The sequence below is a fragment of the Arsukibacterium sp. genome, assembly GCF_036735525.1.
Classification (GTDB): Bacteria; Pseudomonadota; Gammaproteobacteria; order Enterobacterales; family Alteromonadaceae; genus Alishewanella.
In genome coordinates, this window is the sequence record NZ_DAINOE010000001.1 from 77,994 (window position 1) to 90,952 (window position 12,959).

12 protein-coding genes are annotated in these 12,959 nt (G+C 49.5%); 4 read left to right on the plus strand and 8 right to left on the minus strand.

Going from position 1 to position 12,959, the window contains the following annotated elements; genetic code table 11:
- Positions 1-9: 9 nt before the first annotated feature.
- The 3 genes from V7D78_RS00390 to V7D78_RS00400 all read right to left on the minus strand — a co-directional run bounded on the left by V7D78_RS00390 (position 10) and on the right by V7D78_RS00400 (position 3,318).
- Complete coding sequence (locus V7D78_RS00390; RefSeq protein ID WP_333606437.1) at positions 10-1,236, minus strand: aspartate aminotransferase family protein; 1,227 nt, start codon at positions 1,234-1,236, stop codon at positions 10-12.
- 301 nt (positions 1,237-1,537) lie between these two features.
- Entirely contained in the window at positions 1,538-2,650 is a 1,113-nt protein-coding gene (locus tag V7D78_RS00395) for an HDOD domain-containing protein (RefSeq protein WP_333606438.1), read from the minus strand.
- 77 nt (positions 2,651-2,727) lie between these two features.
- A complete protein-coding gene (locus V7D78_RS00400; RefSeq protein WP_333606439.1) occupies positions 2,728-3,318 on the minus strand; it encodes an anthranilate synthase component II in 591 nt (196 codons plus the stop codon).
- Positions 3,319-3,632: 314 nt separating this feature from the next.
- Here V7D78_RS00400 and V7D78_RS00405 point away from each other — a divergent pair, with 314 nt between their 5' ends.
- The 3 genes from V7D78_RS00405 (at position 3,633) to V7D78_RS00415 (ending at position 8,189) form a co-directional block, all read left to right on the plus strand.
- Positions 3,633-7,532 (plus strand): hybrid sensor histidine kinase/response regulator transcription factor, encoded by a 3,900-nt coding sequence (locus tag V7D78_RS00405; RefSeq protein ID WP_333606440.1) that lies wholly within the window; start codon positions 3,633-3,635, stop codon positions 7,530-7,532.
- 88 nt (positions 7,533-7,620) lie between these two features.
- Positions 7,621-7,869 carry an AbrB/MazE/SpoVT family DNA-binding domain-containing protein gene (locus V7D78_RS00410; protein WP_333606441.1) on the plus strand — a complete coding sequence of 83 codons (249 nt, stop codon included), beginning with the start codon at positions 7,621-7,623 and terminating at the stop codon, positions 7,867-7,869.
- The gene (locus V7D78_RS00415) at positions 7,863-8,189 is read left to right on the plus strand and encodes a type II toxin-antitoxin system PemK/MazF family toxin (RefSeq protein ID WP_333606442.1); all 327 of its coding nucleotides are present in this window, start codon (positions 7,863-7,865) and stop codon (positions 8,187-8,189) included. Before V7D78_RS00410 ends, V7D78_RS00415 begins: the two co-directional genes overlap by 7 nt.
- 27 nt (positions 8,190-8,216) lie before the next feature.
- Here V7D78_RS00415 and V7D78_RS00420 read toward each other — a convergent pair whose 3' ends face one another.
- The 5 genes from V7D78_RS00420 to V7D78_RS00440 all read right to left on the minus strand — a co-directional run bounded on the left by V7D78_RS00420 (position 8,217) and on the right by V7D78_RS00440 (position 12,313).
- The gene (locus V7D78_RS00420) at positions 8,217-8,831 is read right to left on the minus strand and encodes a hypothetical protein (protein ID WP_333606443.1); all 615 of its coding nucleotides are present in this window, start codon (positions 8,829-8,831) and stop codon (positions 8,217-8,219) included.
- A 166-nt stretch (positions 8,832-8,997) separates the two neighbouring features.
- A complete protein-coding gene (locus V7D78_RS00425) occupies positions 8,998-9,588 on the minus strand; it encodes a carboxymuconolactone decarboxylase family protein (RefSeq protein ID WP_333606444.1) in 591 nt (196 codons plus the stop codon).
- Positions 9,589-9,861: 273 nt separating this feature from the next.
- The gene (locus tag V7D78_RS00430) at positions 9,862-10,383 is read right to left on the minus strand and encodes an Lcl C-terminal domain-containing protein (protein ID WP_333606445.1); all 522 of its coding nucleotides are present in this window, start codon (positions 10,381-10,383) and stop codon (positions 9,862-9,864) included.
- Positions 10,380-10,709, minus strand: a complete 330-nt coding sequence (locus V7D78_RS00435; RefSeq protein WP_333606446.1) for a hypothetical protein — start codon at positions 10,707-10,709, stop codon at positions 10,380-10,382. The genes V7D78_RS00430 and V7D78_RS00435 overlap by 4 nt, the downstream gene beginning before the upstream one ends.
- 35 nt (positions 10,710-10,744) lie before the next feature.
- Positions 10,745-12,313: a DUF1566 domain-containing protein gene (locus V7D78_RS00440; protein ID WP_333606447.1), complete on the minus strand. Its 1,569-nt coding sequence runs from the start codon at positions 12,311-12,313 to the stop codon at positions 10,745-10,747.
- 370 nt (positions 12,314-12,683) lie between these two features.
- On the opposite strand from V7D78_RS00440, the gene V7D78_RS00445 reads away from it, so the two are divergent.
- A complete protein-coding gene (locus V7D78_RS00445; RefSeq protein WP_333606448.1) occupies positions 12,684-12,944 on the plus strand; it encodes a hypothetical protein in 261 nt (86 codons plus the stop codon).
- Positions 12,945-12,959: the final 15 nt, after the last annotated feature.

Genomic DNA, 12,959 nt, shown 5'->3' on the forward strand with positions numbered 1-12,959 from the left:
AGCCGCGTGTTATGCAGGCTGTAATTCTGTTACTTGCTTAACTGCTGCTTCAAAGCGCTGCATACCTTCACGGATTTCCTGTTCAGTTATCACCAGTGATGGTGCAAAGCGGATTACATCTACACCGGCAACCAATGCCAATAAACCCTGATCAGCTGAAGCCAGGAAGAAATCACGTGAGCGGCCTTTATAGCGCTCATTTAGTACCGCGCCCAGTAACATGCCCTTACCACGAACCTCGGCAAAAACCTGGTATTTGTCGTTAATGGCGGTCAGGCATTCACGGAACAGTTGCTCATTACGCAATACACCCTGCAGAACCTCAGGGCTGTTAATAGTATCAATCGCTGCTTCAGCCACAGCACAGGCTAGAGGGTTACCGCCGTAGGTGCTGCCATGAGTACCTACTTTTAAATGTTTTGCCACTGTTTCCGTGGTCAGCATAGCGCCCACCGGGAAACCACCGCCCAGTGATTTAGCCGAGGTCAGGATATCTGGCGTGACACCAGAATGCATGTAGGCAAACAACTTACCAGTTCGGCCAACACCGGTTTGCACTTCATCCATAATCAGTAACGCATTGTGCTGATCGCACAGCTGACGGACGCCACGCAAAAATTCATCATCGCCCGGAATAATACCGCCTTCACCCTGAATGGGCTCTAACACCACCGCACAGGTATGCTCAGTAATTAACGCTTTTACGCTATCCAGATTATTAAATTCAGCGTGTAAAATAGCACCGGGCTTAGGTCCAAAGCCATCGGAGTAGGACGCCTGACCACCTACCGTAACGGTAAAAAAGGTACGACCATGGAAGCTTTTGCTAAAGGAAATAATATCCTGTTTTTGCGCACCATAGTTATCCAGAGCCCAGCGCCGGGCCAGCTTAAAGGCGGCTTCGTTCGCCTCAGCACCGGAGTTACAAAAATACACTTTCTCAGCAAAGGTAGCATCGACCAGTTTCTTGGCCAGACGCAGCGCGGGTTCGTTGGTTAACACATTGCTTAAATGCCACAGTTGCTCGGCCTGATGTTTTAAGGCGCCTACCAGAGCAGGATGACAATGCCCGAGGCTGCTTACCGCAATACCACCAGCGAAATCGATATAATCGCGCCCGCTTTGATCCCAGACACGTGAGCCCTGACCTTTTACCGGGATCAATTGTGCCGGAGCATAATTGGGCACCATTACTTCATCAAACAGAGCGCGCGTTACCTGCATTTGAGCCGTCATTTTTGCGTATCCTCTTCTACTTAGGGTGGCGGTGGCCAGCATATCAGCGACCACTGTAAAGGCTTTTTTATACGTCATTATTGCAGATTAAACACGGCTTGTCTTGCTCTGAAAAAGGCTCAAACCCAGAAAAATCAAGGGCTGCAGATAGATTTGCATACTAAATGAATAAGTACGCATTGTCGTGTTGAAGCAGCATTTAAACGCAATGAGAGGCAGGTAGGACTAACGCGGCAAAGCCGCCTGTTGCCGCTGGGAAGCCTGCAACAGGCAGCTTTGCATGATTATGGTAAAGTTTTTTTTAACTATCAGCGGCTAAACGGCTTAAATCGGTGCTGTCTAATAGCAGACATTGCTCTGTACTAAGCTCTGCTTGCTGCAACCAACTCAAACGTTCTTCACTACTCAGCTTCTGTTGCTGCCACAGCTTAGTGGTTTGCACATAGACCTGAGCCTGTCGCACTAACTGGCTAAGAGGGGCCTGGCTAAATTGCATTTCATCTTCAGCCAGCAAATCCAGTGTTTGACATAACGCTAAGCGTTTAAGCCCCCAACGTGCCGTTAAATCAGCACTAAGAATAGCGGCAAATTCCTGTAATAAACTACTGAGAAAACTGCCATCAGCCGTTAAATTGTCTAAGGCATCTGTCAGCTCATAGTGACGCTCATTACGCGCTTTGAGTAACTCTCCCTGACGCACCTGCTGATAGGTGCGCAAGTAATTACGACACACCGCCATGTGTCCGAGGCTGTGATATAAGCCTATACAAAAGGCGGCATAAGGTAATTCAGCGCTCTGCTCTGCCAGTTTTCTGGCGGCCAGTGCCGTAGCAAGGCTATGATCCCAGATGCGCATCTTAAGCGCGATAAAGGGATCGGTTGAGTGAGGCAAGCTGCGACGCAAGCCATAAACAGGCACCACTGACTGCAGGGTTTCAAGGCCTAAAAACCGTAATCCAGTTTTAATATCCTTAATAAGAGCGCCGGATTTGGTACGGTTGCGGTATTGTGGTTGATTGACTAATTTCAGCAAATCCTGTTGCAGCCAGTCAATCTGGTGCACCAGAGGGTCCAGTGCATTTAACGTGACGCTGGGACTGGATAGCCGGTCCAGTAATTGGAAAAAAGCCTCACCCAGCTCAAACAAACTACTGCTCACCTGCTCAATATTTGCCAACTTACGCAGTACTTCATCCGCGACCTGCTCATGCAGATGAGCTTGAGTAAATTCAATAAATTGCTGCTTTGCTGCTTCTCCTGCAAGACGGGCTTGCTGCGCTTGTGCCTCAACAGCTAATAGGGTACGCCGGCTTTGTGCACCGGACTGACGATGGTCTAAACGCTGAGCTGCGGGGTTAACACCAATTAGCTCGTCCCAATATTGCTGTGATAATGCACTGAATCCCTTTAACATCTTGAAGAGAAGCTCCTTGATTGTTGCTGCGTTCTGCCAGAATACAGTCTTGTTATTATTAGCTGAAACACTATGACTTAATCGGCATTTGCCAGCGCCAGAAAATTTGCCAGCATGCTTTTGCCACTATCACTAAGTATAGCCTCCGGGTGAAACTGCACGCCATGCACAGCTAACTGCCGATGACATAACCCCATCATTTCTGCTGGCAAATCATATTGTACTTCAGCCCAGGCTGTTGCCATCAATTCCCCAGGCAAGCTATCTGTTTCCACTAATAGTGAATGATAACGGGTAACACTGAGTGGGTTGGGTAAGCCTTTAAACACAGAGGCATTGTTATGCGTAAGCCAGGAGTTTTTGCCATGCATCACCTTAGCCGCACTCACCACACGAGCACCAAACACCTGCGCAATAGCCTGATGGCCTAAACAAACACCTAACACCGGCACTTTACCGGCAAAATGTTCTATGGCGGCTAAACTAACACCGGCCTGATCAGGATTGCCCGGTCCCGGAGATATCACCAGATAATCAGGGTTAAGCGCAGCGAGTTGCTTAACACTAAGCTCATCATTGCGTTTAACCATCACCTGCTGCCCCAGCTCTGCAAAGTACTGCACCAGATTCCAGGTAAAAGAATCGTAGTTATCTATCATCAGCAGCATGCAGCTGATACTCCATTTAAATAATGGCTAGCATTAAACCAGACAGCTACCCTTGCCAGCAAGCACTAGCATAAATAATGAGTTAATTGCTTATTACTTGCGCTACTATATTTATTACTGCTAATTTATTAAAACCAGACATGTAGAACAACAATTAAATGGATTTTAAGCGTTTACTTATTTTACGTCTCGTAATTTGCATCGGTGCGCTGTCATTTACAATACGTGCAGAAACTTGCCTTATCGACAGACTGTCTGTTCGTAATATTAGTCTGTCAGGCTTAACTGACAACAGTACCATTACCGGCATTGATATGGATAGCATAGGCCGGCTTTGGCTAAATACTGAAAATGGTGTGCTGTTGTACGACGGCCAACGGGGTTTCCCACTGCGATATGAACCCGGCAATAGTGAGGGCTTAGCCTTTACCTTTGCTGGCGCAGTATTAGAACAAGACAAATTTTATTTAATCCCTCACGACAACGTACAACATACTTTGATAAATAAAGTGGACGGCAGTATTGAACAACTGCACGCAACCCCCCTGCCAAATTCAAGATTGCGTAAGCTAACACCAGATACCTTACCACAGTTTTATTTTGCCAATATGCGGGGGTACAGGTTGGGTGAAATGATGCAAACATTTTCGTATGAAGATATCGATCTATTTCTTATTAACCGGGACTTACTATCAGCAGCCACGTTGTGGCATCAGGCAGAAACTTATATTCAACGTCAGCCAACCCCTTGGTCACTGTCACGGGTATTTCAGTGGCAAAACACTGGCATAATGCTGGCGCGAGATACGACTACCAGTAGCTTTCTGAATCCCTCAGGTAGCCTGATACAGGTTAGGAACAACCAGCTGCAACAGCTTCAAGATTTCGGTAACAACATTATAGATGCTATTCCCCACCAAAATAGCCTGTTGCTGTTATCCACCGACGATAACGGGCTGTACTTAAGGCAGTTAAACCAGGGCTTACAAACGATCAGTACACATAAAATATCAACAAAGGCTACCAGCGGCACCCTGTTACTCGGGCCAGAGCAGACTATATGGGGGCTAACTAATGACAAAACCTTATTTCAATTGTGTGATGGCAAACCGCGTTTCGCCGGGCTTACACCTTATCTGCAGCCAGATAACCTTTTTAATAATAAAGGCGGTTGGGACTACTTCAAGCGCTTGTGGATAGCGGCACCGGAAGGTGGCTTACAGCAACTGAATATCACACCAGAATACCTGCGGTTGTACCACCCGCTTAACAGTGGCCTGCCGACGCAAGCTACCCGGGTAGCAAAAGTGTTTGATGACAATACCTTAATTGTTGCTACTCAAAATGAAGGCGTTTATTTACTCAACAAACACAATGGACGTTTAATTAGCGATATGACTCCGCAAGAGGGTATGTCTGGCTGGCGGGATCTGCATGTTGATAACGGTGATATCTGGCTGTCCGGAATTTATGGCTTATGGTTTAAACCTGCTCAAGGCCAATGGAAGCAACTTGAGCAAATACAAGGATTTAGCCTGACATTTGACGAAAGCAGCATCTGGCGTTTAACCGTCAAAGGGGTGACGCATTGGGATAGTGCTGGCCAGCTAATTAACCGTTATGAGCATAACCTGCCTGCACGGGCAGCCTTTATAAAAGACCATTCGCTGGTTGTGTCACACCACTTAGGTGAGGCAGAGTTTTACCGGCTGACTGCCAATAACCTTACCCCTGAACTTATCACCCCAGACCAGCGCAGCAATCCCTACCCTTTTGCCCTTACCCCCTATCGCAACGGGGTATGGCATGGCAGCTGGGGCGGCGGTTTAAGTTATTATAATGAGCAACTTGAGCTGCAATTTCAGCTAACCACCCGCCATGGCCTGCCCTCGAATATTGTGTTTGGTATCTTAACTGACGAGCAACAACGGGTGTGGCTAAGCACTGATCAGGGCTTAGCCGTACTGACTTTTTGCGAGCAGGAACTTAATGTTGCTTGCCTAAAACAGATCGATATCATTGACGATAAGCAAGGTTTGCTGTGTAACGAGTTTGATTCTGAAAGCCATTACAAAGCCAGTAACGGTGATTTGTATTTTGGTGGCCAGTGTGGCGTGGTCAGGATCACCCCCAGCCTTTATCAGTCCAATGCCATACCTGTGAGCTTATATTTAAGTGAACTACAACAAGATGGCCAGCACCTGCCGGGGCTAAGCCCTTTTAACCTGCCCTTTAACCAGGCGCAGTTAACCCTTAATGCCAACAGCAACATTAAGCTAGCTTTTGCCGGTGCGCCCTTAGGGCAACTGCAACAACTCAGATACCGGCTAAATAAAACCGATTGGCAGTTATTAAGCGCCCCCTTTGAATTGCAGTTTGCCCGGCTGGGTTATGGAGAACAACTGATTCAAGTGCAGGCGCTGGATGCCAATCACCGCCCGGTCAGTGAGCTATATCAATACACTTTGCTGGTGTTAACACCCTGGTATTTTACCCACTGGGCGCTACTATTTTACCTGTTAATGCTGGCCGGCGGCCTGCTGGCGCTGTACCGCTATCGCCAGCGTTTATTGCTTAAGCGTAATAAAGAGTTGCAACAAGAGGTGGCAGAAAAAACGGCCGAGTTGGGCAACAGTAATCTGGCGCTGCACAACAACCTACAGCAGCACCAGCAAATGGTGGAGTATTTAAGCCATGAGCTACGCACGCCGTTAAGCCTGATGCTACTGCCGCTGCAGCAGCTGGAACCGCAGCTGAGCGGTAAGCAAAAAACCCTGTTGCAACAAGCCGAACTGGCCGGTCAACGGCTGCACGGTTTTATTGAGCAACTATTACAACTGGGCCAGCACACCGACTTTAGCAAGCAACCCAGGGTCTTTGTCGAAATACCCGTTATTGTGCAGCAATTGGTGCAAAGTTACCTGCCGCTGGCACAAGCTAAGCAACAGCATCTGCAGCTTGCCGGCGACCTCAGTAGCCAAACCGGTTACTGGCAGCGCCAAAGCCTGGATATTATTTTGTCTAACCTGCTTTCCAATGCCATTAAACATTGCCCTTTAGGGGCCAGCATCAGAGTGAGCCTCAGCTATCAGCCACAGTGGCTGGTTATGGAAGTCTGCGACACTGGTCAGGGCATAGCACAGGACTGGCAGCAGCAGATTTTTGAAAAACATAGCCGGGCCAATACCCGGGTAACGGGCAATGGCCTGGGGCTGAATATCGTTAAAACCCTGTGCCAGCAACAAGGCGGCGACATTCAGTTGTTACCCTCCGCCCAGGGCAGCTGCTTTGAAGTCAGGTTACCAATGGCCGAACAGCTACCCGGCAATGCTAAGCTTGCCGCCGACTTGGATCTTAAGCCTACGGCCAACACCGGTGAGCAGATGGCAGTGAAAACGCCACAGAGTAACGGGCGACAGCTGTTGCTGCTGGCCGAAGATGAACCCGAGCTACGCCAGCAACTTAGCCGTATACTGCAAGCTCACTTTGAAGTGATTAGCGCCGCTGATGGTGACAGTGCCTGGCAACTGCTGCAGCAGCATTTACCCGACATTGTGGTCAGTGATGTACAAATGCCTAAATTAAGCGGTATTGAGCTGTGCCAGCTGAGTAAAAATTCCGACAGCACCAGCCATATTCCTATTCTGTTGCTGTCGGCCTGGGCCGGTACCGAGCATCAACGCACTGGCTTGCAAGCCAGAGCAGATGACTACATTACCAAGCCGGTACAAACCGATTTGCTATTGCATAAAATCAATAACTTGCTTAGTACCTTGCAGGCGCAGGCGCTAAAGTTACAGCTAGCGTTTCACCAAACTGATGCCGCGACCAGCAGTACCCCGCCAGAGAGTCAAGCTGCAGTGATGTTAGATAAACAAGAGCGAATTTTGCAGCAGGTACGCCAACACATACTGGCGAAAATTCAGGCCGGACAAGGCGCTAAATTGAACAGCCAGCAACTGGCAGCGCTGGCTAATCTCAGTGAAAAGCAGCTTAACCGTTACTGTCAGCAGCGCTGCCAATGCAGCCTGGCCGAGCTGATTAACCTGACCAAGTTACGCCAGGCCAAACAGTTACTGGGCAATATGGCGCTGAACATAGCGCAAGTCAGTGAGCAGGCCGGTTTTAGCAGCCAGGCGTATTTTAGTAAGGTATTTAAAGCGCAGTATGGCAAAACACCAGGGGAGTATCGCAAAGCCCGGGATCATGGTTGAAGTGGTATTTTCTATAACGCAGCCGCTGTTTGACAACATCAGTAATTACAATATAATTACTGGCAACAGTATGCTAGCAGGTGGCGTTATGGCGCACATGATTCAGATAGGTAATTCTAAGGGTATTCGTATTCCGCAAGCCATTATTAAACAAACCGGTTTTGAAAACAAAGAACTGGCCTTTAAAGTTGTGCCTGAAGGTTTACTGATAACCCCTGTGCCGCAACCAAGATCGCAATGGGCTGAGCAGGTGGAACAGGCATTAACTTCGCAATCTGACGTAGCCGATCAGGAATGGCTGGATGCAGAGCTAACTGATGAAGACACCACATGGTAAGCCAGCCAAAGCGGTTTGAGGTATGGCTGGTTAATTTAGATCCCACCAAAGGGCGGGAGATCAACAAAACCCGCCCTTGTGTTGTCGTCCCACCAAACGAATTAGGTAAGCTGTCAACGGTGCTGATGGCGCCTATGACCAGCCAGGGTTTTGCTTTACCATGCCGGGTGGCATGCGACTTTCAGGGCAAATCGGGGTTTATTCTGCTAGATCAGCTAAGGGCTGTGGACAAACAACGGCTGGTAAAAAAACTGGGTAGCCTGACAAACGAAACGCAAGCAGCCCTCTGTCATACCCTGGTAACAATGTTTAGCCTTTAACCATCCCAAAGCCAGACAGGAGCATATTCAGCTCCGCCGCCGGCACAGCACCAATAAACCAGGCAATAACAGCAAGGCTGTTGCAGGTGCTGGCACCGCAACGGAGGGCGGTGTGGACTGGGGTGGCAGTTGCAGTAAGTCCGGGTGGTTAACGTCATATAGCGTAGCTATTGAGCGGTTGACAAAAAATGTACCTGTCAGGCCATAGATCTCATCAGCCCCTGGTAAAATATCCTGCGTAAAATCACCAAACAGCTGAAAACCTATTCCCCTTATAGCCATACCGGCAATTGCATTGCTAAATGGGTTACGGCCACCACCCGCTAAGGCTTCGCCTGCCTGAAAATCCAGTTCAGTTTCGGTCACCCCTAAATACCCAAAGGTGTTGGTGCTTTGCTCACCAAGCATGGTCAACACTATGTCAAACACCGGAAACCGCCATGAGTTTATAACATAGTCAGCAACTCCATCGGTGTAAAAACTAAACTGCACCTGTATAACTGTGCCTACCGGCAAATTTGGCTCGTAGTCGTTTTGTTCTATCACTCCTGAATAGCCTACCGTTATCAGCGTAGCCTTAGCCGCAGGGCTAAACCACAACACACTGCTTAACAACAAGACTAAAATGAATGTAAAGCGCATAAAAAAGTTCCTTTTTTGCTTAAACTGCCAAAAGCCTAGCAAGCCTCTGTCAGAACGCTAGCGACAAAACAGACAATCTTTTGCACTTTTCAGACATTTTATGGGGTTTAAGCCAAAACAGGGGCGCTAGCCTAAGTTGAAGCCTGTATCAGGCGCATCTTAGCCTTCAGCGATGCTTGCCCACTTGCCAGGAGCTTTGCTGCAAATGGGTATTACCGGCAGCGACAGCGCCCGGCTCTAATGTGGTGGCCATCGAATCGTTCCAGCGGTTCAGATAACCGAACAACGCTATTACCCCCAATATTTCGACAATTTCGCCTTCATCCCAGTGCTGCTGCATTGCACTTTGAATACTGTCATCAACCGCATTGGGCACACTGGAGGCGGCTAAGGCAAACTCAAAAGCCGCTTTTTCAGCTGCGCTAAACAAGGGGCTGTCACGAAATTGCCAAATTGCCGCTAAACGTTCAGCACTGCCACCATAGCGCTCCGCCGCCAAAATAGTGTGTGCCTGGCAATAGTTGCAACCGGTATTGGCAGAGGTTAAATACCCGATCAGGCGTTTTTGCTCTGCTGTCACCCGCCCTTCATTCGCCATTACGGCTTTATTTAACTGAATAAAGGCTTTGGCAATCGCCGGGCGGCGCTGCATGGTCAGTACACTATTGGGGCAAAAGCCCAGGGTTTCATTAAAAAAGCTGGCCAGCTCACGCACGTCTGCATCATGGTCCTGCGCTAAGGGGGTTATAAGCGGCATGCTACACTCCGGTTGGTTTTGTGTTTTAGTCATGCTCACTGTAAGCGCAAAGCACAGCTCAGGCAATAACGGTAAGGCAGCTGTTTAAAGACGATAGGCAGGCGCATTTATAATTGCGCCGGAGGTAATATCAGGCGGCATGTTTTGTTATGACTCTAATTTTAATGACCCTGATTTTATTAAAGGGCCGAGTCTTCGAGCCTCGACTAAACGATCGCCGACTCGCTGATTCACTGATCGATTATTTCCCCCAAAGCCGCTACGCGGCCCAAATCACTGACCGGCGCGCACCAAACGCACTCTAAAGTCGAAGTTCTTAAGGTAGCCGTCGACATAGCCGCCGTTGAAAACGACGCCCCACGTGTAAGCGGAACCGTCGGCATGGGGCGACGACGACCAGAACCAACTGGATGGAGTTCCAGGGAAGATAGCTGTGTTAATCGCCGGGCTGACGCAGCGCTCTTCCACAATGGATTCCAACTCATTTTTATTGGGCAGCCGCCAGTCGCTGTAACCGCCAAATTCGTGGCTTTGCGCGGCGGCCAGCGCGTTGGCCCAGGTGTAGGTACTGGTGCTGCCACTGCAGCTGCTGCCATCCCAGCTCTGGCCCAGCCTGCAACGCATCCACATTAGCCCGGTGGTGGTGTGGGTTACGGTGCCATTATTATGCACAGTAAAATCACTGCTTGGCGTGCTTGCCGGAATATCATCACGACAAGCTGCATTAGCGCTTTGCACTGACCATGCCAGTAATAGCACGCTCAGCAGCATTTTGGGGGTGGCGAGTATCTTCATACTATTTCCCTATTTTTTGAGTTCAGAATAATCATGCATACAGGCCAAGCCATTAGAAGATTTGCAAAGGCCTTTAATTCCCTGGCCAGTTGTATCTGCAACTTAAGGTCATCCACTAACTCCGCAACCTGTTGCACCAGCTTAATATGGCTGTGCTTGCGCGAGACAGCACGGTGAATACTCTGGCACAGCCGCATGGTCGTGGCGCGCAACTGCTCACCAATGCTGTACTTGTGGTAGCGGCAAAAGCTGCGCACCACCTGCTCTGTCTCAAGCAGTAAGCGATTTGCATCGCGCCATATCGGTAACCGGTTCAGATGTCGCATTTAGTTACTCTTCCTTTTCCTTGCCAAAAGCCCAATCACTGGCCGGCGCGCACCAAACGGACTCTACGGCCGTAGTCCTTATAGAAGCCGTTGACATGGCCGTAGTAGAAATAGACGTTCCACGCGTAAGCGGAACCGTCGGCATTGGGCGACGACGACCAGAACCAAACCGATGGGGTGTTTGGAAAATATGCCGTATCAATAGCCGGAATAATGCGGCCGTTATGCACAATGCTCAGTAATTCCTTGCGTGTTGGCATGCGCCAATCACTGGCGCCGCAAAGGCCTTGGTTATTTACTGCCTGCACAAACGCATGAGTATCGCAAGCACTGCCGCTGCAAATGCCGCCATTCTGGGTGCCAGCTCCACCGCCATTGGTAGTGTTATCGGGGTTATACCAGCTGTAGGTATGATTCATATCCCGCAGGCCGCCATTGGTGGTTTTTACTTCCCAAATAAGCCCGGTAACGTTATCCCGCACACAGCTCCACTGGCTGCCGGCAGTTTCAGTGCCATTGGCATCCCAGGTCACATCCTGAATGGGAAGCACGCTGCCATCGGCGGCAATTTTAGTGTAATCAAAACCAGCGGCGCCGCCGCCAATTTTAGTTAAGGTGCCGGCGCGCGCCTTGGCATCGCGGCCAAAGTCACCATCTTGCCCTTCAAAGCCGGCTACCGGGCAATCGAGGTTATTGGTGTTGGCATTGGCGCACCAATCAATACCGGTATCGTTTAAGTCACCAATCGGCTCAAAGGCAAAACTGGCATCAATAGTACAAGCGGCAGTAATAGCCCCGGTGGTGTAGGTTTCGCCGGCTAAACTGCCACCACAGCCGGTTACCTCAACAATTCGGTGGTTAGCGTCGGCTACGACACTAAATTGTGCGGTTTCGCCATGTAGCACACTTAGACTACCTGGGGTAATTTGCCCGCCTGCGGTCGCAATAGCAGTAACCATATAGCTGTTGCGGCTAAAGCTGGCCATCACCGTACAACTACTTGTAATGCTACCCGTAGTGTAAGTGCTGCCACTTAAACTCCCGCCACAACCACTCACCGCATCAATGCTATAACCTGCATCCGCAGTCACTTCAAAAGTGGTAGTAGCGCCATGATTTACTGCGCTGCTGGCCAGGCTAATGCTGCCGCCCTCACCGGCGGTGGCGGTTACCGTATAGCTATTCAGGCTAAAACTGGCCTGCACACTGCAAGCGCTGGTTATGACGCCAGTGGGAAAGGTATTGCCCGTTAAACTCCCACCACAACCACTCACCGCATCAATGCTATAGCCAGCATCAGCTGTCACTTCAAACGTTGTAATAGCGCCATGATTTACTGCTCTGCTGGCCGGGCTAATGCTGCCGCCCTCACCGGCGGTGGCGGTTACCGTGTAGCTATTCAGGCTAAAACTGGCTGAAACAGTGCAATTACTGGTAATGCTACCGGTAGTGTAAGTGCTGCCACTTAAAGTGCCGTTACAGCCAGTGACATTACCGACACTGTAGCCGGTGTCAGCAGACACAGTAAAGGTGGTGGTCTGGCCGCTTTGCACGCTGCGACTGGCAGGGGAGAGGCTGCCGCCGCTGCCGGCAGAGGTGGACACAGTGTAAGATGCAGGAGGCGTTGTGCCGCCGCCAGAACCACCAGAACTGTCGCTGCCGCCGCCACAGGCAACCAGCAGCAATGAAGATAACGTAAACGCAAATTTAACCAGAGGCTTAACCGGGGCATGCACTTACATAAAATTGGCATCCTGTTGCTAATAATATTTTTCCACCGTCTTACCCTAGCCAGCTTTTTAGCCTTAACCAAGCCACAAACCGGACAACTTTTTATACTTTTCGGACAAAATATGCCCTTGATGGCCAAAATGTCCGATATGTGCAAAAGGTTGTCCGAATTGTGATATCGCCGGCCGGCGTTTTTATTAATAATCAGACAACCGCTGAAAACGCCTGGCAGGTACTGGCTTGATGATTGATTTAGCAGGGAATAATGAACCTAAGGTATGTTGCCGCAACTATGTGGCCATGGTGGACTACATTAACCATTATGGCGACAGCGCCGATATAGCCCGCTTGTTTAGCGGCATTTTAGGGCCTAACCTGAGCCGCTCGCCCTTTTACTGCCTGGATGGCGAGCCGCTGAGCTACCATTACCTGACCAACACTCTGAACTGGCTGCCAAACTCACTAAACCTGATCATTTTTAGCAACCTGGGCCAATTGCCGTAAAGTGCTTTTGAAATT

Coding starts and splice junctions, on each gene's coding strand:
- V7D78_RS00390 (WP_333606437.1), bottom strand. CDS start 1,236: ATGACGGCTCAAATGCAGGTAACGCGCGCTCTGTTTGATGAAGTAATG.
- V7D78_RS00395 (WP_333606438.1), bottom strand. CDS start 2,650: ATGTTAAAGGGATTCAGTGCATTATCACAGCAATATTGGGACGAGCTA.
- V7D78_RS00400 (WP_333606439.1), bottom strand. CDS start 3,318: ATGCTGCTGATGATAGATAACTACGATTCTTTTACCTGGAATCTGGTG.
- V7D78_RS00405 (WP_333606440.1), top strand. CDS start 3,633: ATGGATAGCATAGGCCGGCTTTGGCTAAATACTGAAAATGGTGTGCTG.
- V7D78_RS00410 (WP_333606441.1), top strand. CDS start 7,621: ATGGCGCACATGATTCAGATAGGTAATTCTAAGGGTATTCGTATTCCG.
- V7D78_RS00415 (WP_333606442.1), top strand. CDS start 7,863: ATGGTAAGCCAGCCAAAGCGGTTTGAGGTATGGCTGGTTAATTTAGAT.
- V7D78_RS00420 (WP_333606443.1), bottom strand. CDS start 8,831: ATGCGCTTTACATTCATTTTAGTCTTGTTGTTAAGCAGTGTGTTGTGG.
- V7D78_RS00425 (WP_333606444.1), bottom strand. CDS start 9,588: ATGCCGCTTATAACCCCCTTAGCGCAGGACCATGATGCAGACGTGCGT.
- V7D78_RS00430 (WP_333606445.1), bottom strand. CDS start 10,383: ATGAAGATACTCGCCACCCCCAAAATGCTGCTGAGCGTGCTATTACTG.
- V7D78_RS00435 (WP_333606446.1), bottom strand. CDS start 10,709: ATGCGACATCTGAACCGGTTACCGATATGGCGCGATGCAAATCGCTTA.
- V7D78_RS00445 (WP_333606448.1), top strand. CDS start 12,684: ATGATTGATTTAGCAGGGAATAATGAACCTAAGGTATGTTGCCGCAAC.